General features: G+C 43.7%; 20 protein-coding genes and 1 pseudogene. 8 read left to right on the forward strand and 13 right to left on the reverse strand.

Going from position 1 to position 19194, the window contains the following annotated elements:
* Positions 1-320: 320 nt before the first annotated feature.
* Together CDO84_RS21760 and CDO84_RS21765 are read left to right on the forward strand one after the other, a co-directional pair.
* A pseudogene (locus tag CDO84_RS21760) lies at positions 321-1634 on the forward strand (sensor histidine kinase); the annotation flags it as partial.
* A gap of 177 nt (positions 1635-1811) precedes the next feature.
* Positions 1812-2783 carry a histidine kinase gene (locus tag CDO84_RS21765; RefSeq protein WP_231560767.1) on the forward strand — a complete coding sequence of 324 codons (972 nt, stop codon included), beginning with the start codon at positions 1812-1814 and terminating at the stop codon, positions 2781-2783.
* Between the two features lie 46 nt (positions 2784-2829).
* On the opposite strand, the gene mscL is transcribed toward CDO84_RS21765, so the two are convergent.
* Both mscL and fabZ read right to left on the reverse strand, forming a co-directional pair.
* The gene (mscL, locus tag CDO84_RS17715; protein WP_014665664.1) at positions 2830-3225 is read right to left on the reverse strand and encodes a large conductance mechanosensitive channel protein MscL; all 396 of its coding nucleotides are present in this window, start codon (positions 3223-3225) and stop codon (positions 2830-2832) included.
* Positions 3226-3295: 70 nt separating this feature from the next.
* The gene (fabZ, locus tag CDO84_RS17720) at positions 3296-3721 is read right to left on the reverse strand and encodes a 3-hydroxyacyl-ACP dehydratase FabZ (protein ID WP_003221796.1); all 426 of its coding nucleotides are present in this window, start codon (positions 3719-3721) and stop codon (positions 3296-3298) included.
* A 192-nt stretch (positions 3722-3913) separates the two neighbouring features.
* On the opposite strand from fabZ, the gene rapD reads away from it, so the two are divergent.
* Positions 3914-4978 (forward strand): aspartate phosphatase RapD, encoded by a 1065-nt coding sequence (rapD, locus tag CDO84_RS17725; RefSeq protein WP_040081579.1) that lies wholly within the window; start codon positions 3914-3916, stop codon positions 4976-4978.
* 21 nt (positions 4979-4999) lie between these two features.
* Here rapD and flhP read toward each other — a convergent pair whose 3' ends face one another.
* The 5 genes from flhP to CDO84_RS17750 form a co-directional block, all read right to left on the reverse strand.
* Positions 5000-5809 carry a flagellar hook-basal body complex protein FlhP gene (gene flhP, locus CDO84_RS17730; protein WP_040081578.1) on the reverse strand — a complete coding sequence of 270 codons (810 nt, stop codon included), beginning with the start codon at positions 5807-5809 and terminating at the stop codon, positions 5000-5002.
* A gap of 33 nt (positions 5810-5842) precedes the next feature.
* On the reverse strand, positions 5843-6655 hold the full coding sequence (flhO, locus tag CDO84_RS17735) for a flagellar hook-basal body complex protein FlhO (protein ID WP_014665667.1): 813 nt from the start codon (positions 6653-6655) through the stop codon (positions 5843-5845).
* Between the two features lie 160 nt (positions 6656-6815).
* Complete coding sequence (gene mbl / locus CDO84_RS17740; RefSeq protein WP_014665668.1) at positions 6816-7817, reverse strand: cell shape-determining protein Mbl; 1002 nt, start codon at positions 7815-7817, stop codon at positions 6816-6818.
* 165 nt (positions 7818-7982) lie between these two features.
* Complete coding sequence (spoIIID, locus tag CDO84_RS17745) at positions 7983-8264, reverse strand: sporulation transcriptional regulator SpoIIID (protein WP_003221804.1); 282 nt, start codon at positions 8262-8264, stop codon at positions 7983-7985.
* A gap of 14 nt (positions 8265-8278) precedes the next feature.
* Positions 8279-8389 (reverse strand): protein usd, encoded by a 111-nt coding sequence (locus CDO84_RS17750; RefSeq protein WP_082032944.1) that lies wholly within the window; start codon positions 8387-8389, stop codon positions 8279-8281.
* 224 nt (positions 8390-8613) lie between these two features.
* Between CDO84_RS17750 and CDO84_RS17755 the strand changes: the two genes are divergently transcribed.
* Positions 8614-9027 carry a MarR family winged helix-turn-helix transcriptional regulator gene (locus CDO84_RS17755; RefSeq protein ID WP_003235672.1) on the forward strand — a complete coding sequence of 138 codons (414 nt, stop codon included), beginning with the start codon at positions 8614-8616 and terminating at the stop codon, positions 9025-9027.
* 21 nt (positions 9028-9048) lie between these two features.
* Positions 9049-10239, forward strand: a complete 1191-nt coding sequence (locus CDO84_RS17760; RefSeq protein WP_040081577.1) for an MFS transporter — start codon at positions 9049-9051, stop codon at positions 10237-10239.
* Between the two features lie 91 nt (positions 10240-10330).
* Here the strand turns inward: CDO84_RS17760 and CDO84_RS17765 are convergent, their stop codons facing one another.
* The 5 genes from CDO84_RS17765 to CDO84_RS17785 all read right to left on the reverse strand — a co-directional run bounded on the left by CDO84_RS17765 (position 10331) and on the right by CDO84_RS17785 (position 16072).
* Positions 10331-11737, reverse strand: a complete 1407-nt coding sequence (locus CDO84_RS17765; RefSeq protein ID WP_040082497.1) for a right-handed parallel beta-helix repeat-containing protein — start codon at positions 11735-11737, stop codon at positions 10331-10333.
* A 105-nt stretch (positions 11738-11842) separates the two neighbouring features.
* Positions 11843-13315: an allantoin permease gene (pucI, locus tag CDO84_RS17770; RefSeq protein WP_040081576.1), complete on the reverse strand. Its 1473-nt coding sequence runs from the start codon at positions 13313-13315 to the stop codon at positions 11843-11845.
* Between the two features lie 181 nt (positions 13316-13496).
* On the reverse strand, positions 13497-14855 hold the full coding sequence (locus CDO84_RS17775; protein WP_040082496.1) for an MFS transporter: 1359 nt from the start codon (positions 14853-14855) through the stop codon (positions 13497-13499).
* Positions 14855-15424: a hydrolase gene (locus tag CDO84_RS17780; protein WP_040081574.1), complete on the reverse strand. Its 570-nt coding sequence runs from the start codon at positions 15422-15424 to the stop codon at positions 14855-14857. Before CDO84_RS17780 ends, CDO84_RS17775 begins: the two co-directional genes overlap by 1 nt.
* Before the next feature lie 186 nt (positions 15425-15610).
* Positions 15611-16072, reverse strand: a complete 462-nt coding sequence (locus tag CDO84_RS17785; protein WP_082032943.1) for a hypothetical protein — start codon at positions 16070-16072, stop codon at positions 15611-15613.
* A gap of 282 nt (positions 16073-16354) precedes the next feature.
* Here CDO84_RS17785 and amtB point away from each other — a divergent pair, with 282 nt between their 5' ends.
* From amtB to bcrC, 3 genes are all read left to right on the forward strand, one after another.
* Positions 16355-17569, forward strand: a complete 1215-nt coding sequence (amtB, locus tag CDO84_RS17790) for an ammonium transporter AmtB (RefSeq protein ID WP_014665677.1) — start codon at positions 16355-16357, stop codon at positions 17567-17569.
* A gap of 11 nt (positions 17570-17580) precedes the next feature.
* A complete protein-coding gene (locus CDO84_RS17795) occupies positions 17581-17931 on the forward strand; it encodes a P-II family nitrogen regulator (protein WP_014665678.1) in 351 nt (116 codons plus the stop codon).
* A 167-nt stretch (positions 17932-18098) separates the two neighbouring features.
* The gene (gene bcrC, locus CDO84_RS17800) at positions 18099-18680 is read left to right on the forward strand and encodes an undecaprenyl-diphosphate phosphatase BcrC (RefSeq protein WP_014665679.1); all 582 of its coding nucleotides are present in this window, start codon (positions 18099-18101) and stop codon (positions 18678-18680) included.
* Positions 18681-18719: 39 nt separating this feature from the next.
* Here bcrC and CDO84_RS17805 read toward each other — a convergent pair whose 3' ends face one another.
* Complete coding sequence (locus tag CDO84_RS17805; protein ID WP_014665680.1) at positions 18720-19142, reverse strand: VanZ family protein; 423 nt, start codon at positions 19140-19142, stop codon at positions 18720-18722.
* Positions 19143-19194: the final 52 nt, after the last annotated feature.

Raw genomic sequence — 19194 nt, forward strand, 5'->3', positions numbered from 1 at the left:
CATATAAGCTAACCATAAGATCAAAGCAAGACCATCAGGTATTTGGGATCAGCACGTCGTTTATTTACAGCGCCAATCGCATCTATTTTAATGGACAACGCATTGGCCAAAGCGGAAGCCCTACAGATAACCCTGATTTCGCGGCACAAAACCGCCCATATACGAGCTTTTTTACGCTTCACAAGGGTGACAATGAACTTGTCGTACAATTTTCGAACTTCGGAAAAACGCCCGGATGGGGAATCGCAAAGCCAATTACTTTTGGCACTCAGGACCAAATAGTGCGGGAAAACAAAATTTCCTTTCTTAATGATACGATCATGATTACAGCTTTTTTCATTACTGGATTATATTTTCTGGGCTTTTTCCTGCAAAGAAAAAGAGATAAACATTTGTTGTTTTTTTCTGTTATGTGTCTTCTGTTTTCGTTCATTATTCTGATGATCGGAAAAGAGCGGATTATATTTCTCCTTTATCCGTCAATCTCATTTTCATTGCTAAATTCATTGAGGGCCATCTCTACAGTGTTTGTCAGCATTGCGGTTTTTCTTTATCTCTATTTTGCTTACAGAGAGATTGTTTCAAAGCGTTTTATTCGCATAGCCACCGTCTCTTCCGGACTGGTCTTAGTCACAGATTTTTTAACCGTCGGTTTTATCGGCCATACCTCGTACATCTTACATTCTGTGCTAGCCGTCTCGACTCTGGTTTATATTACATATATTTTTACGATTGCTGCGATCCGCAAAATGGAAGGAAGTCTGTATCTGACCATCGCCTCTATATCAATGAGTGCTTTTGTCATTTTAACCACCATATCAGCTTATAGCGGCAAAACAGCCTTTTCCTTTAATTCGATTTATTCATTGCCAACAGTTATCGCTTTGCTGGCGATCGTTCTGCTAATGGCACAGCAATTCGCCGGGGCATTCCGTGAAAATGAAGTGCTCTCGTGGAAATTGCTCAAAAGTGACCGTTTAAAAGATGAATTTATCGCCAAAACTTCACATGAATTCAAAACACCGCTGAACAGCATCATTAATATATGCCAGACCCTGCTGGCCGGCAAAAGAAAAAGAACAATAGAAGAAGAGAAGGAAAATATGCAGCTCGTCATCCGCATGGGCTACAGGCTGTCCAATCTCGTAAATGACATCTTGGATTTAGAAAAAATAAAGCAGGGCATGCTTCAAATCCACCCGGTTCCTGTTGATATTTATACTTTAGTTTGTTCGGAAATGAATTTCTACAATCTTTTATCGAGACATAAAAACTTGAATATGGTGAATCATATCCCGGACGATCTTCCTTTAGTGCTCGCGGATGAAAACCGCTTCCGCCAAATATTAACCAATTTAGTCGATAATGCAATTAAATATACAACAGAGGGCCAAATCACACTTTCTGCTTCAAGACTGAACGACAGCATGATCAAAGTGACAGTAACGGATACGGGAAGCGGCATTTCAGAAGCTGATCGCCAAACCATCTTTGAGTCTTTTCAGCAAGCCGAAGCGAATAAAGACGATGGTGCCGGTCTTGGCCTTAGCATTGTCAAACAGCTGGTTCAGCTCCAAAACGGAGACATTTGGGTCGAATCGAAAGAGGGAAAAGGTTCGGCATTCCATTTCACATTGCCAATCGCCCAAAATGAATCTGTATCTGAAACAAAGAAACGTCTTCCTGAATTGCATTCCAGGAAAGATCTGTCGGATATCTCATTTAGCACACCTTATTACTCTGAGCGTATTGACGCTCCAACCATTCTGATAGTCGATGATAACATTGACAGTTTGAAAATTTTGAGCGATATGCTTGAAGGTGTACCCTACAATGTGATTGCTGCGAAGAATGGAAAGGAAGCATTAGAAATCATCTCTTGCACGAAGCTTGATTTGGTTATTTTGGACTTGATGATGCCGGATATGACTGGTTTTGAAGTCTGTATGAAAATTCGCGAACGATTCAGCATGGTCGATCTCCCGGTTCTGATGATTACAGCAGCCATTATCGGCCATGACAAATACAAGGCGTTTCATGCCGGAGCGAATGATATTTTGCAAAAACCTTATCATTACTCTGAATTTATGGCGCGTATTCAAAACCTGATCATGATGAAACATACAGCAAATCAAGCGACAAGAATGGAAATGGCATTTCTCCAATCGCAAATCAAGCCTCATTTTCTTTATAATGTCTTAAACACGATTATTTCTCTCACTCATTTGGATATTGAAAAGGCCCGGGAGGTAACAGAGGAATTTACCAACTATTTGAGAATGAGTTTTGACTTTCAAAATACATCTGCCATCAGTTCCTTCAGACATGAGCTTTCGATTATCAATTCCTATCTTTCTATAGAAAAAACGCGATTCGGCAATCGGCTTGAGGTTCTTTTTGATATAGATGAAGACATTGACTTTATCCTTCCGCCTTTAATGATTCAGCCCTTGGTGGAAAATGCCGTTCTTCACGGTGTCAGCAAGAAAAGAGGCGGAGGATGGATTAAACTGACAGCTAAAAAACAAAGCAAAAATGAGTATTACATTAAAGTAGAGGATAACGGTGCGGGGATGCATCCGGAAAAACAAAAAGATCTCTTATCTGCGGATTTCGATCGCAGCGTCGGATTAAAGAATATCAATCAGCGGCTGAAACATTTTTGCGGAAGCGAGTTGATGATCAGCAGCAATCCGGATGCAGGCACCTCAGTCTCAATGCTCATTCATCTCGCTGAAACAACGGAAAGCCCCCCGGGACTGAAGGACATAGAACGCACCTAAACGAAAAAAGAGATAAAAAAAGACGCCGTTTCTAACGGCATCTTTTTTATTCCGGCGACTTCGTTTGCTGCTTCAGCAGGTCTCTGATTTCTTTCAGCAGCTCCTCCTGCGCATCCGCAGCTTCCTCCGCCGCCTCTTCTTCTGCTGCTTCTTTTTTGCGCCTTAATCCATTCAAAGTCCGAATGACGATAAAAATGGAGAACGATATAATTAAGAAGTTCACAATCGTCTGTATAAAGCTGCCATACTTCACTACAGCGTCGCCAAACGTAAACGACAGGCCTGAGAAGTCAAGCCCTCCCAGCAGCAAACCGACCAAAGGCATAATGATATCATTTACTAGAGATGTGACAATCTTGCCGAAAGCGCCGCCTATCACAACACCAATCGCTAAGTCTACGATATTTCCCCGCATGGCAAAGGCTTTAAATTCATTCCACATACAATCACCTGCTTTTCTATTTTTGTAAAGAAAAAGACAAATGTGCCCCTGGCCATCTGCCTTTTTTCATTTATTCTCCGAGGGCAAAAGTCAGTTCAACTTCGCAAACGACTTCGCCATCAACTGTGGCAACGCCTTTTCCGCGCCCGATTGTGCCGCGGGCACGAATGATTTCAACCTCTAGGTGAAGCTGGTCACCAGGCTTGACTTGTTTTTTAAAGCGGCAGTTATCAATGCCTGCAAAAAAAGCCAGTCTGCCGCGGTTTTCTTCTTTAATCAGCATCGCAACAGCTCCGACTTGAGCAAGCGCTTCTACGATTAATACGCCGGGCATAACCGGATACTGAGGAAAATGTCCGTTAAAGAACTCTTCATTTGCGGTTACATTTTTATAGCCTTTCGCCCGTTTGCCTTCTTCAACTTCCGTAATCCGATCCACAAGCAAAAACGGATAACGGTGAGGAATAATTTCTTTAATTTGCTGAGTATCAAGCATTGTCTTGACATCTCCTTCATCTGCATTAGTATGTATAGCAATCATCAAAGATCCAATCTGTACATTTGAAAAGTATATTATGAATTAATCTCTTTTTCAACTGCGCTAACTATGTAACCAACTGTCAATGAGAGCCGTCAAAAGTTATGATATGATAATTATAGATTTTACCAATAGCAAAGAGGTAGGAAAATGATTTCGAAGTTTATTGAAAAAAGAATGCTAAACATGTTAGACGAGTGGTATTCCGCAATGAGCAAACGCAAAATGAATCACGTTTGCACACTGAAAGAGAAAATTGACCAGCACCTTCCGAAGATCAAAAAGAACACAAAGCTTTGGATGCGTTATCAATTGTTTCAGGCCCGCCATCAGCTGCTTTTTGAAAACCAGAACGGACTCGATTCATTGTTCGATGACCTATATGGCTTGGAAGACAAAATGGATGATGAATTGAAGTACTATCTGTATTTTTTCTCTGGATTATATGAGATGGTCAAAACAGCTCCGAAACATGCAGTACATCATTTTAAAAAAGCTGAACAGTACCTGGCCGCCATTCAAAATACGTTTGAAGCCGCTGATTTATATTATCAAACCGCCGGCGCCTATTACTTGATGAAATCACCGCCGCTTTCCATCCAATACGTCAAAAAAGCATTACACATCTATTTGCACCAATTCGGCTATATCAAAAAGGTAATCACCTGTAAACTTTTGCTCGCCGTGAATTATATTGATCAAGAACGCTATGAAAAAGCTGAACAGCTTTTCAAAGAAATCATTAACAAAACCCAGCAACTACATGACGAAAACCTGCTATGCCACGCTTATTATAACCTTGGCTTTTTAAAAGCGACCGAGAAAAAAGACCAGGAGGCGCTTCTTCACTTTAGAAAAGTATTAAAGAATCAAGAATTTGAATTGAATTCACCAGTCTCATATCTTCATTGTGTGTACGAGTCTGTCAGAGCGCTGTTTAAAACAGGTAACATCACAGAAGCTAAAGCCGTCCTTCAAAAAGGAAAAGAATTATCTGAAAAGGTAGACATTCAAACCATTTATTTAAAATTAAAAACGCTTGAAGCCCTCTACACATCAGCGGAAGATCCCTATGAGCAGCTGCTCGAATATGTGATTGAATTAGAAAAAATCGAGGCGTGGGTGGATTTAGAAGTCCTGCTAGAAGATATTACGGAATACTACAAAAAAAAGGACGATTTCGAAAAAGCCGCTTTTTTTATCATGCGCGGCTGATTGAAAACGCCCATTTTCTTATTATCTGACTGAATTGACTAAACCGAGCATTTGATCTCCCATTGTGATCGTTCTGCTGTTCAGCTGATATGAACGCTGGGACGTAATCAAATCTGTCATTTGTTCTGAAATATCGACATTGGACATCTCAAGTGAGCCCTGCTGCATGCCAATGTTTTGTCTATTTGCGCCATTCAGCTCTTCAAAAGCTGCCGCATTATCAATAGAGAAAAGGTTATTCCCTTCCGATTTCAGCTCTTGAGGGTTATTCACTTGGACAACCCCAAGGTTAAACCGCTGAACCGCATTTCCGTTAGAGGCGGTTAACGTGCCGTTCTTATTGATGGTGATATTCTTCATTGAACTGTCGATGTTCACTGTATTGCCTTTTTCATCAAGAACCGGATACCCATTTCCAGTAACGAGCTGAAGCTGGTTGGCATTATTGGCTGAAGGCGTTAAATATAATGCTCCGTCTCTCGTATACTGGCGGTTTCCATTTACATTCACCTGAAGATATTGGTATGGTGACGTAAACGCGATATCAAGATCACGATCCGTCTTCTGAACGCTTCCTTGATCAGAGACAAGGCGTGAATTCATCATCGCTCCGACGCCAAGGCGCAAGCCGGGCGGCGTTTTTCGGGCTTTTGCCACTTCCTCGTTTTTTTCATCAACCTGATCGAATTGCTGTCTGACAAGCTCAGAAAAATTCGTATCTTTTGCCTTATAGCCGGTTGTGTTGCTGTTTGAAAGGTTGCTGCTGATTGTGTCAATCTGCTGCTGCAGCTGGTTTAAGGTTGTTGATGCCGTTAGCATTGACCTGAGCATGGTTCATGTCCCCCGTTTTTTTCTTCCGTTATCTTAAATTTTTCCGATTTCATTCGCTGCTTTATCCATACTTTTATCGTAAGCCTGAATAACCTTCTGATTCGCCTCAAACGATCTGTACGCTTCAGTCATTTCTGTATAGGCGCTCGTCACATCCACGTTTGAAAGCTCTGAGATGCCTTGTTTTAATGAATAGGATACTTGATTATTTCCAGCTGCGCTTGGCAGATCATTGCCGTCCGCCGTGCTGTACAAATCGTTTCCGTCCCTTTTCAGATTGCGGACATCTTCCGCCATTCTGACATCAATCTGGCCGGCTGTCCGTCCGTTTGTTGTCACAGTACCATTTTCAGACACAGTGAAATTCTCATTATCAACAGTAATTGGCTGGCCATCCGTCGATAAAACAGGGCGTCCGTTGATCGTCAGCTGATTATTCTCATTTAGTGAAAATGTGCTGCTTTTTGAATAACGGATTCCATCCGCTGTTTGAACCGGATAAAAAAGAGCCGCGTTTTCATTGGTTTCCGCATTGATCGGAACTTGATTTTCGACCAATGCAATGTCTGTAGGCTGTTCTGTAGACTTCAGGCTCCCCTGTGTAAGGAGTGGCTTAAGCTCCTGCATGTACACTCCCGTATTCACGGAACCGATTTCCGTCCTCGATGTTCCGGCCGGAGATTTTGATTCAATTCTGCTGAGCAGCATCTCAGGGAACGCTCGCATCGAGCCTTGATCAGCTTTATATCCTGATGTATTTGCGTTTGCAATGTTATTTGAAAGCATTTCCGTTCTTCTTTGCTGGGCAATCATTGCGGATGTTGCTGTATATAATCCTTTTAACAAATTTTCCACCTCTAAAAATGGCATTTTTTCCAGTTGTCATATAGGAACGTTTGTTCTATAATGAAAATCAGTATTTTATCCTATTATCGTCATTTAATATCTTTTCGTGAAGGCTTTTCATAAAAAAACCTCATTCTTTTTCAGAATGAGGTTTGTGAAATCAGCTTAGTTTGCGTTTAGGAAGCTTGTCCATATTATCAAGCATGACACCTGTGCCGATGGCTACGCAATCCATAGGATTTTCAGCAACGAGGACCGGTACCCTCAGCTCTTCGGCAAGCAGCTGGTCAAGACCGTTTAAGAGCGCGCCTCCGCCGGTAATAATAACGCCGCGGTCGATAATATCAGCAGAAAGTTCAGGCGGTGTTCTTTCAAGCACTTGTTTCGCAGCCTGAACAATAACAGCGACAGATTCACGAAGGGCTTCTTCAACTTCTTTACTGTTGACTGTAATTGTTCTTGGAAGACCGGAAACCATGTCCCGTCCGCGAATGGAAATTTCCTCGTGACGTGCGTCTGGGAAAACCGTTGCGACTTTAATCTTAATATCCTCCGCAGTACGTTCACCGATCAGCAGCTTGTACTCGCGTTTGATATAATTTAAGATTTCCATGTCAAACTTGTCCCCAGCCATTTTAATAGAAGAGGAGGTGACAATATCGCCCATTGAAATAACCGCGATATCCGTCGTACCGCCTCCGATGTCTACAACCATGTTACCGCTTGGCTGGAATATTTCCATACCCGCGCCGATAGCGGCAACTTTAGGTTCTTCTTCAAGGTATACATGTTTCCCGCCGCTTTTTTCTGCAGCTTCTTTGATTGCTTTTTGCTCAACAGATGTAATATTCGTCGGGCAGCAAATGAGCATGCGCGGCTTTGAAAACAGGCCTTTTACATTTAGCTTGTTAATAAAATGTTTCAGCATTGCTTCTGTTACTTCAAAGTCAGCAATAACTCCGTCTTTCAGCGGGCGAATCGCAACAATATTCCCAGGTGTACGTCCAACCATTCGTCTTGCCTCTTCGCCAACCGCCAGCACTTTGCCGCTGTTTTTATCAAGTGCAACTACGGAAGGTTCATTCAGAACAATTCCTTTACCTTTAACATGGATCAGTACATTTGCAGTACCGAGGTCAATACCAATATCCCTTGCAAACATCTATTTATATCCTCCTTGAAAATCTGTTTCACAGTAAATATCCACATTGTGCCCTAATTATATATATTATCATAAAATATAGAAAAAAAGTTGGAAGCACATTAAGTTCTTTACAAATTTTTGCGGATGTTTTATGAACGATTTCAAGAAGACAACGCCAGGCGATTACGATTGCTGAACAGGCTCTCCCTCGAGTATTTCATCTTTTTTATATTTGAGTTTTGTCGCTTCTCCTCCTCTTAAATGCCTGATGGATTTATGATAATCGAGTATTTCTTTCACTTCGTTTGCCAAGTCAGGGTTAATTTCAGGCAGACGCTCTGTTAAATCCTTGTGTACTGTACTTTTGGAAACACCAAATTCCTTCGCAATGACACGAACGGTTTTCTTTGTCTCCACGATGTACTTCCCTATCTTGATTGTTCGCTCTTTGATGTAATCGTGCACACCACTCGACCTCCCTAAAATGGATGTGAGAAGTGTGAAATGAGATCCGTATTCTGTAAAGAGTCATTCATTATGCCGCTTCTTTGTTGTATGGTTTTAAAACTAAGTTTGTGAAATATGCCCACGATCCCTCACCTCAAACACTCTCTTTGTTAGGTTTGTAACAGTGTATTAGCATTCTTTTGGGAATATGCTAAAAACTCAATAAGGACAAGGGGTGAAACGAACTTTTTCAGCATCAGCAAACTATTTCGCGTCACTAAATTTTCATCTTTACATCTATTCATCGCTCCTGTAGAATGAAATAAGCAATTAGTTACTTAGGTAAGTTTTTTAGAAGGAGACAGACATGACCTACGTCAACAGACACCTCATTCATCAAATCAACCAAAGCGCCCGCCTGATTGCCAAGAAAGCCAATGAACAGTTGGAGCCATTCGGCCTTTATTCATCTCAATGGTCAGTTTTATATTGTTTGCGTACGATCGGACCAATGACTCAAAAAGAGATTTGGTCCTATTTAAATGTGGAAGCGCCGACTGTCACACGGACGATCAAACGCCTGGAGGAGAACGGCTGGGTCCAGAGACGGCAAGGTGAAGACAAACGGGAAAAACTTGTTGTCCTCACCAAAGAAGCCGAGAAAAAATACGAAGAAATCAATGTGAAAATGCTGAAATTCGAGGAAGAGCTGCTTGCAGATTTCCGGGATGAAGATAAAGAAGCCTTTTCTCATTTATTCCGCATGTTTTTACAACAATGATAATAAGGAAGTGACATACATTTGAAAAAAGCGGATGCGATATGGACCAAGGATTTTATTATGGTCCTGCTTGTCAATTTATTTGTGTTTGTGTTCTTTTATACATTTTTAACTGTATTGCCGATCTATACGCTTCAAGAGCTTGGCGGCACAGAATCACAAGGCGGGCTTTTAATCAGCCTGTTCCTTCTGTCTGCGATCATTACTCGGCCATTCTCCGGGGCCATTATTGAGCGTTTCGGAAAGAAAAGAATGGCGATTGTATCGATGGCGTTATTCGCCCTATCATCTTTTCTGTATATGCCGATTCATAACTTTTCCCTGCTGCTCGGATTGCGGTTCTTCCAAGGGATTTGGTTCAGCATTTTAACGACTGTCACAGGTGCAATTGCCGCTGATATTATTCCAGCCAAACGGCGCGGTGAAGGGCTTGGATACTTTGCCATGTCCATGAACCTGGCTATGGCGATCGGGCCTTTCCTTGGCCTGAATTTGATGAGGGTGGTCAGCTTCCCTGTATTCTTTACAGCCTTTGCGCTGTTTATGGTTGCGGGCTTACTTGTTTCGTTCTTAATAAAAGTGCCGCAAAGTAAAGACAGCGGCACGACTGTATTCCGTTTTGCGTTCTCGGATATGTTTGAAAAAGGCGCACTCAAAATTGCGACGGTCGGTTTGTTTATTTCTTTCTGTTATTCAACTGTTACATCATATCTGTCTGTATTCGCCAAATCAGTTGATCTTTCGGATATCAGCGGATATTTCTTTGTTTGCTTTGCGGTGACAATGATGATTGCACGTCCGTTCACAGGGAAACTGTTCGACAAAGTCGGACCTGGCATTGTCATTTACCCATCAATCCTGATTTTCTCTGTGGGACTCTGCATGCTGTCCTTCACACACAGCGGCTTGATGCTTCTGCTTTCAGGAGCGGTTATCGGGCTTGGATACGGATCAATCGTTCCATGTATGCAAACATTGGCGATTCAGAAATCTCCGGCTCACCGCTCCGGTTTTGCAACGGCAACGTTCTTTACCTTCTTTGACAGCGGAATTGCTGTAGGATCGTATGTATTCGGATTGTTTGTAGCATCTGCCGGCTTCTCTGCCATTTATTTAACAGCGGGGCTGTTCGTTTTAATTGCCCTGCTCCTCTACACGTGGAGCCAGAAAAAACCTGCAGAGGCTGAAGGAAAAGTGTCTATTGCAGAATAACTTGTCAGACTGCCGGGAAATCCCGGCAGTCTTTTTTGCATCTAAAAAAAATGTTCCGCTCGATTGAACGAGAGAACGCCGCTTATAGCAATTATTCAATGACTTTCCGCGCAGGTGAATCAGGATCTAGCGTAAAGTCATACGACTCTTCATCACGATACATCGGATCGGCATAAATGGATTGCGAATCGTTATTTGTTGCTTTTCGATACGACGAAAACGAATCATATTCTTTCTTTTTCCACATCCATATTCCGTCTTGATCCGCTTCCTTGTGGTACACGTTATGATTGACCGTATTTCCTTCATTTTCTGTAAAATCGTTTCCGATAAATAACCTGGAATCACCGGCCGTCAAGATATTCTTTTCAATAGTGTTGTTTTTCGTATCGTACTGCAGCAGCAGCTGTCCGCCGTACAGTCCCTTTGTGTCATTCCGGTACATAATATTGCGGGCAATCAGAGAATTGCTGGTGCCGCCCCGCTTTTTGTCATATCCTCCGATTGAAATACCGGTGTACGCATTGTTGTACACTTTGTTATCTGTGATCTGAATGGCATTTGCATACTTTCCTTTGTGTTCAGATGTTGCTTCAATCCCAATATCGTTATCGTAAACTGTGTTGTTCTTAATCTCGATACCGTTTCCGCCATCGACATAAATCCCGCCCGCTGAGTAGTCGTCCCCATAGGCAGGATTGCCGTAAGTCGAGTTTTGATAAACCGTATTGTTTTCCACGACACCGTTTCGCACGTAATCGTTTTTATCTGCGGTTCCCTCATAACCAATTAGGTCAATCCCGATGTTGTTATTATTGCGGACCACATTGCCTGCAACAGTGAAGCCATCGATATTACCGTTCAGCACAACTGCTTCACTCGCTCCAAGCGTCAGTTTCTCAACTGTATTGTCCTCGATTCGGATGTCCTTCATGCTGCCAGTCCCATAAACTGCGATTCCGTGGGCATTTCCTTCATCCGCTGTTGTCTTAATACCCTGGATATGATTATCCTTAATGGCGATATGACTGCTGGACCCTGACACATAAATCCCCATAGCAGTTGCTTTCTCAGATGAAACAGAAAGATCTTGAATCGTTAAACCGCTGATGGCAATGTCATGTTTATCGTGAATGCGAATCAGCGGTGTTTCATATTCAGCGTTCGCAACGGATTCACCGGTAATCACGACGTTTTCATTTTCATAGTTTCGGAACGTGATAGGCTTTCCGTCCGTACCGCTGTGCTTCACATCAAGGATTTCATGATATGTGCCCTCCCGAATCATGACGGTTGTGCCGGGAGCTGCCTTCTCAGATGCGTGTGCCAATGTACGAAACGGTTTTTCTTTTGTTCCTTCATTTTGATCACTGCCATTTGGCGAAACATATAGGCAGTCTTCATCTCTTTCCTCATTCGCTTTTGTCTTATCAAACACGAAAGCAAGGATGCCCAGCGCTAAAACACCTGCCAAAAGAATAAAATACCTTTTTCTCATTTTCGATTCCCATTTCGTTTTAGAATAGATTTCTAAAACCATTATAAATGCTCTATTTATGGAAAACCATTTCAAAAATATGAAAATATACCGTTTATATAGATCTTATTCAGCCTGGCGGACCTGTGCAGGTTCAACCGTTTCAATCGCCGACGATGCAGGCGGGTGAACACGCATCAGAACAATGTAGAAAAGAAAGGAGATCAGCACACCTACAAACCAAGAGATATCGTATAAGCTCTTTAATGCAGGAACATACATGCCAATCAGCGAAATCAGCGCGCCTAACATTGTGGCTGCGAACGCACGGTAATTGTAGCCCTTCCAATACACATACCGTCCTGTTTCGGAATACAAGTCATCTACCGAGAGCTCACGTTTGCGAATGATAAAATAATCGGCCATCATCACGCCTGCCACCGGTCCAAGCATGCCGCCTATTAAGCCGAGAAACGCATACACGCTTGTCGCACTCTCCATCAGCTTCCACGGAATCGTAAATAAAGCGAGCAACGCTGTGATAAAGCTGCCGCGTTTGAAATTAATATATTTCGGCAGGGCATTCGCTATATCATAAGCGGGCGATACGATGTTCGCCGCGACGTTTACAGAGATCGTGGCGATGCAGAGCGTGATGACGGACAAGACGATGACATAAGGGTTATCAAACCGCGCCAAAATATCGACAACATCCCAAATCGGTTCTCCGAACGCGACCTGCGAGCCGGAGGTCACCGTAATACTGGCGAAAGCGAACAGCGCGAATGTTCCCGGCAAACCGTAAAATTGCCCTTTGATTTGCTCCTTTTGCGTTTCAGCAAACCGTGTAAAATCAGGTATATTTAAAATTAATGTCGCCCAGATGCCGATGATGCCGGTCACTCCGGCAGCAAACGGCCAGAATGTTTCTGAGAACGTATGGAACTTTCCTGGCTGAGAGTATATCGGTCCCAATCCTCCGGCAATATCGACGGCCCACCATACCATGCCGCCAAATACCAGATACACTAAAGGCCCTGCCCATACCTCAAAACGTTTAATTGACTCCATGCCGTGATGCAATACGAGTAAATGAACGGCCCAAAAGAATACAAAAGAAAGCAAACCAGACAAGTGAATGCCGAGAATGTTCCACTCGCCGCCAATTTCACCCCAGCCCGGCCACATATTCAAAAGCAAAATGTTCAGTGCCGTGCTGCCCGCAAAGGTCTGGATGCCAAGCCACATGATGGCTGTAAACGCCCTCAGAAGAGCGGGGATATTTGCGCCGTATATCCCGTAAGAAGCCCGGATGATCACTGGAAACGGCAGCCCGTATTTTGTCCCCGCATGGCCGTTTAAGGCAAGAGCGCAAAATAAGATAAGCGATGCCGTAATAATGATCGCCAGCACCTGCCAAGGCGAAAGGCCGATCGCGATTAATCCTCCCACCGTCGCGTATGTCGGTATATTATGTATACATCCCATCCAAATGGACGCAAAGTTCATTGCTCTCCATGTCCGTTTTTCCTGCCCCAAAGGCACCAGATCTTCATTGCTCAACCTGTTGGATTGCTGCTGACTCTCTTTTAATTTCATAGCCGGCTCCCCTTTCGATATTGTCTGCTTTCCATTTCATGTACAGTTTTCTGACATTCGATGTCACTTAATATAACTGAAGAATCAGACAATAACATTGGCTATGATGTACAATTTTCTTATTTGTATTTGAACAGCCTAAACAAGAAAAAGAGACAGACCCTCAGAGCCCGTCTCTTTCTCAAGATGCAATTTTCATTAATGCAGCAAATCTCACAGCCATTAACAGGCTTGCTCCTCCCGTGATGATCATAATGATTCCCATCATATCAAAATGGGCTGCCGTGATTTCCTCACCAAAAAGAATGCCAAGAATCACCGAAGACAAAATCGATCCTAGGTAACGGCAGGTTTGAAACAGGCCGGAAGTCGTTCCTACCATGTTGGAAGGACTCGTTTTCAGCATTGCTGCCTGAAGCGCGACATTTCCCAGTCCGTAGCCTATGCCCAAGAGCGATAGAATGAGGCCTTTCCCGATGGTCTCGACATTGATAAAAAAGATGGTTAAGAGCACAGCTCCAGCCGTCATCAAAAGCGCTCCAGCAAAGATTGGCTTGACAACACCTGATCGGTCGATCCATTTGCCCGTAACAGGTGACACAATGATGCTCATTCCAGACATAAACAGCATAAACAGGCCGCTCGTTTGAACAGAAAGGTGCATTTCATCCTGAAAATAACTTGGCAGGCCAAAAAATAAACAATAGAAGAAAACATTCAGCAAAATAAATTGAACATATACAGCTGACAGGTTTCGCTGTGTTTTAAACAGACGGACATCAATGAAGGGCTTATCCGTTTTCAGCTCGCGCCAGACAAACGCACAGAGCAGAAGCACGCCAAGCACACCTTCAACCGCATGCGGCGACGTGCTGAACGACAGCAGGAAGGATAGAAGGAAAATGATTCCCCCGGCAAATAAAACAATTCCAAGAATGTCGAGCTGCCGAATAATCGTTTTGATTCCTGCCCCTTTTTTCTGATCCTCCGGGAACATATACAGGCCCAAAAAGAAGCTGAGGATAATAAACGGCAAATTAACGATAAAGATCGCCGGCCAGCCGCCCCACACAATCAAAAATCCGCCGACTGTCGGCCCCAGCGCCGTCATGGCGGACGCAAAGATCGAAAGTACAGCCAGGACTGAAGCTTGGCGCTCATGAATATGATTCCGAATCAATCCGACACCTGACGGATAAATCGCACTGCTCCCCACCGATTGAAACAGCCGCATGACCAATAATGTCATAAATGTTGGCGCAAACGGCGCTCCGATGGCTGAAACCGCTACAAGAATAAGCCCGAATAAAAACAAGCGTTTCCGCCCAATTAAATCACCGAGCTTTCCCGTTACAGGCTGCGCTACGGCACTTGCCAGGTAAAACGAGGAAATCAGCCAAGAAACCGTTGTAAACGAGAGGTGAAACTCATGCTGGATGCTATGGAGCGCGAGAGAAATCATAGACGAGTTCAGCGGATTCAGCATTGTTCCAGAAGCCACCGCTGTTAAAAAAACAGCCCGGCTTTTTTTCGAAAACATCATTTCACTTGTTCCAGAAATTCTTCCGTTGTCCGCGATTTACCGATTCTCGGGAAAATAAAGCGCAGTGTGGCTTCATGTTCTTCCTCGCTGAACGTGGACATCGCATCTGTGATGAAAACTTGCTGATAGCCAAGCTGGAACGCCTCGCGCGCTGTACTTTCCACCCCGATGTTCGTTGCAATGCCGCACAATACAATCGTATCAATGCCGCGGCGTCTCAGCTGCAAGTCTAAATCCGTGCCAAAAAACGCACCCCACTGCCGTTTTGTCACCGTGTAATCTCCATCCTGCACACCGATTTCCGGAACAAATTCGGCCCAGTCCGCCGGCATCTCCCTTGAACCTTCCTGCGCGGGCTCATCCGTTTGCGGCTTTAGAGCGTCGGCTCCATCGTGAAAGGCTACATTTACAAAGCTGATGAACCCGTTCTGTTTCCGAAATTCATCTACAAGCTTTTTCGCATTCGGGACAACCTGGCCGCTTTGATCAATCGGCACAATTCCCTTTTGTAAATCAATGATCACCAATGCTGTTTTTTGAAAATCAATGTTGAGTGTATTCATCATACGTCTCCTCCTGATACTGTTAGTGTTTCTCACATCGCATATTTTACTCTTCACACTGCCTAAGTTCTTTTTTGATGCTTGTGAAATTCTCAGAAGGAGCGTTTTCTCATGATTTTTCTTTTATGTAATAGTAACAGGTTGTGCATACGAACAAACCGGCAAGCACTGTAATCATAAGGGGCGTCATCACTTCATCACCTGCCTGCCGTCTATCGGTTCCTGCCTGAAAATGCCTATGAATTTGCGGCGATCCACCCAAAGCAAGATGAGACACATAACCATTAATATCGTGCTAAGATCCTGCACGCCAATATCAAAACAATAGTTAATCAAGACGATGTTCACTATAATGGGCATAAAAATAACTGCCCCTAATGCAGCCGTTCGCGGAATCAGTAATAAAACAGCTGCTAGGATTTCACCAAAACCTATAAACAATTCATAGACATGAGAATAACAGAAAAATGTCCACGCGATGGTAAACCCCTTCCCGGCAGCCGCCTCGATTTCAGGCGTCACCTCGCCAAACTGGCCAATCACCACTTTCGCCAAACCATACACGAAAAAATTAAAGGCTAAAAACAATCGGAACGTCGCGGGAATCGACTTACATACCGTTCTCCTCAACCTGCCGCCTTTATTCATCATACATCCCCCTCAGTGTATTATTTGATGTAGTACAATTAATACAGTATAGAGCTTTCTAATCAATGTCAATTCCCTTTTCCGTTCATATGAACAGCTTCTTTTATAGATATAAAGTCTTATATCATAAAAAATGCTGTTCTTCTTTCTTTCCATCCCTCGATAACATTCCCTGAAAAACCATGTTAGGAAATCTTACATGAAAATGTTTTATCGTTCTTTTTTCTCTATAATGAAGAACTATAATAATTGCTTTTTATTCTGAAAGATACGGAGGAATGAGACATGCAAATGGGCGATACAGTTTTTATGTTCTTTTGCGCTTTACTCGTGTGGCTGATGACCCCGGGATTAGCGTTATTTTATGGAGGGATGGTAAAAAGCAAAAATGTGCTGAGCACTGCCATGCACAGTTTCTCTTCCATTGCCATCGTTTCCATCGTTTGGGTGCTGTTCGGATATACACTTGCCTTCGCACCAGGCAATTCCATCATCGGCGGACTGGAGTGGGCAGGCCTCAAAGGGGTCGGATTTGATCCGGGAGATTACAGCGATACCATTCCCCACTCGTTATTCATGATGTTCCAAATGACGTTCGCTGTCCTGACTACAGCGATTATTTCCGGGGCTTTCGCAGAGCGGATGCGATTCGGCGCTTTTCTTTTATTCTCGGTTTTATGGTCCTCCTTGGTTTACACACCCGTAGCGCATTGGGTATGGGGCGGCGGCTGGATCGGCCAGCTTGGGGCGCTCGATTTCGCCGGCGGCAACGTTGTTCATATTTCCTCCGGTGTGGCAGGACTTGTTCTTGCTATTGTGCTAGGCAAACGGAAAGATGGCACAGCGTCTTCTCCGCATAACCTTATTTACACCTTCTTAGGAGGAGCCTTGATTTGGTTCGGCTGGTTCGGCTTTAACGTCGGCAGCGCTTTGACCTTAGATGGCGTGGCCATGTATGCCTTCATCAACACAAACACCGCGGCAGCAGCCGGAATTGCCGGCTGGATCTTAGTTGAGTGGATCATTAACAAAAAACCGACAATGCTCGGAGCAGTATCCGGCGCGATTGCCGGGCTTGTCGCCATTACGCCGGCAGCCGGATTTGTCACACCGTTTTCTTCCATTATTATTGGCATCATCGGCGGGGCCGTCTGTTTCTGGGGTGTATTCTCGCTGAAAAAGAAATTCGGATACGATGACGCGCTTGACGCCTTTGGCCTGCACGGGATCGGCGGGACATGGGGCGGAATCGCGACAGGATTATTCGCAACAACCTCTGTTAACTCAGCGGGAGCAAATGGGTTATTCTACGGTGACGCAAGCTTAATCTGGAAACAAATTCTCGCGATAGCCGCCACTTATGTTTTTGTATTTATTGTCACTTTCGTTATTATTAAATTTGTAAGCCTCTTCCTTCCCCTTCGTGCAACCGAAGAAGAAGAATCACTTGGGCTTGACTTAACGATGCACGGGGAAAAAGCATATCAAGATTCTATGTGAGGAGTGACGTTATGAGCGGTCAAATGTTCAAGGTAGAGATTGTAACGCGTCCGGCAAATTTTGAAAAGCTGAAGCAGGAACTCGGAAAAATCGGTGTCACCTCTCTCACCTTCTCCAATGTTCACGGCTGCGGCCTTCAAAAAGCACATACGGAGCTCTATCGAGGGGTAAAAATAGAAAGCAATGTATACGAGCGTCTAAAAATTGAAATCGTGGTCAGCAAGGTGCCTGTTGATCAAGTGACTGAGATCGCTAAAAGGGTGCTGAAAACAGGATCGCCGGGTGACGGTAAAATATTTGTCTATGAAATCAGCAATACGATCAACATCCGCACAGGCGAAGAAGGACCTGAAGCACTTTAATGGTTTAGAAGAGATCCGAAATTCCGGGGTCTCTTTTTTTGTCCCCCATAAACACTGCTCCCTCTTCGAATTCTCTTCAAGCGTCATTCTTTCTGACAAACTCTTTTTGATTTGAAACTTTTTATGAGTATAATGAGTCTATTATTAAAAATGTAAAAGGTGATTATTTGAACTACGAAATTTTTAAAGCCATCCATGGTCTATCTCATCACAATTCCGTTCTCGATTCTATTATGGTCTTCATCACGGAATATGCCATTGTCGCCTATGCCCTTATCCTATTGGCGATCTGGCTGTTCGGGAACACACAAAGCAGAAAAAATGTACTTTACGCAGGCATCACAGGAATTGCAGGTCTTGTGATCAACTATTTGATTACACTTGTTTATTTCGAACCGCGCCCGTTCGTTGCGCATACTGTGCATACATTGATACCGCATGCTGCGGATGCTTCATTTCCAAGTGACCATACGACAGGTGCATTAGCGATTTCTATCGCGATGCTTTTCAGAAACCGTAAAATCGGCTGGCCGCTTGTCATTTTCGGGCTTTTGACAGGCTTTTCGAGAATTTGGGTGGGACATCACTATCCGGTAGATGTATTAGGCAGCCTCGTTGTCGCCATCATTATCGGGTTCCTATTCTTTAGATTTTCAGAACTGCTTCGCCCGTTCGTCGATTTGGTCGTGAGGATCTATGAAGCCATGATCAATAAACTGACGAAAAAACCAACCGATCAAAATTTCTAAAAAGACAAAAGCCGGCGTCTTTAACCAAGACAGCCGGCTTTAATATTTTTCATACATCTCTTGTTTTCTCCGCTTCGCCAACACATATAATCCATAAAACAATCCAATTCCAACAGCATCGATGAGCACATCTCGAATGCATCCATTCCTGCTGAAGAAGAGCTGAAGAACTTCTGTGAAAAAAGCAAACGCGAATGAGCCAACTGCTGCTGATCTTATGCTGCCCCGCTGTTTCCACAGCAAATAAGTCAGCACAAAGAAGGAAAACGCGTGCCCGATTTTTTGAATACACGCTTCAGGTACAGTAAGCTCAGTAAAATCCATAACGAAAAATTGAGACAGGTCAGGGTGCGGCTGAAAATGAAAAGCCACCGTTTGCGATACGACCATACCACTGAAGCTTTCCGTACAAACAGAAAGCAGGATAAAAAAGATCCAGCCTGCGAGCAATAGGCGGTTCATGACATAACCTCCTTTATAGTCTACGTGCTTATGTGTAACTACATAGACGATT

This window comes from Bacillus sp. MD-5, from assembly GCF_002201875.1.
GTDB lineage: Bacteria > Bacillota > Bacilli > Bacillales > Bacillaceae > Bacillus > Bacillus stercoris.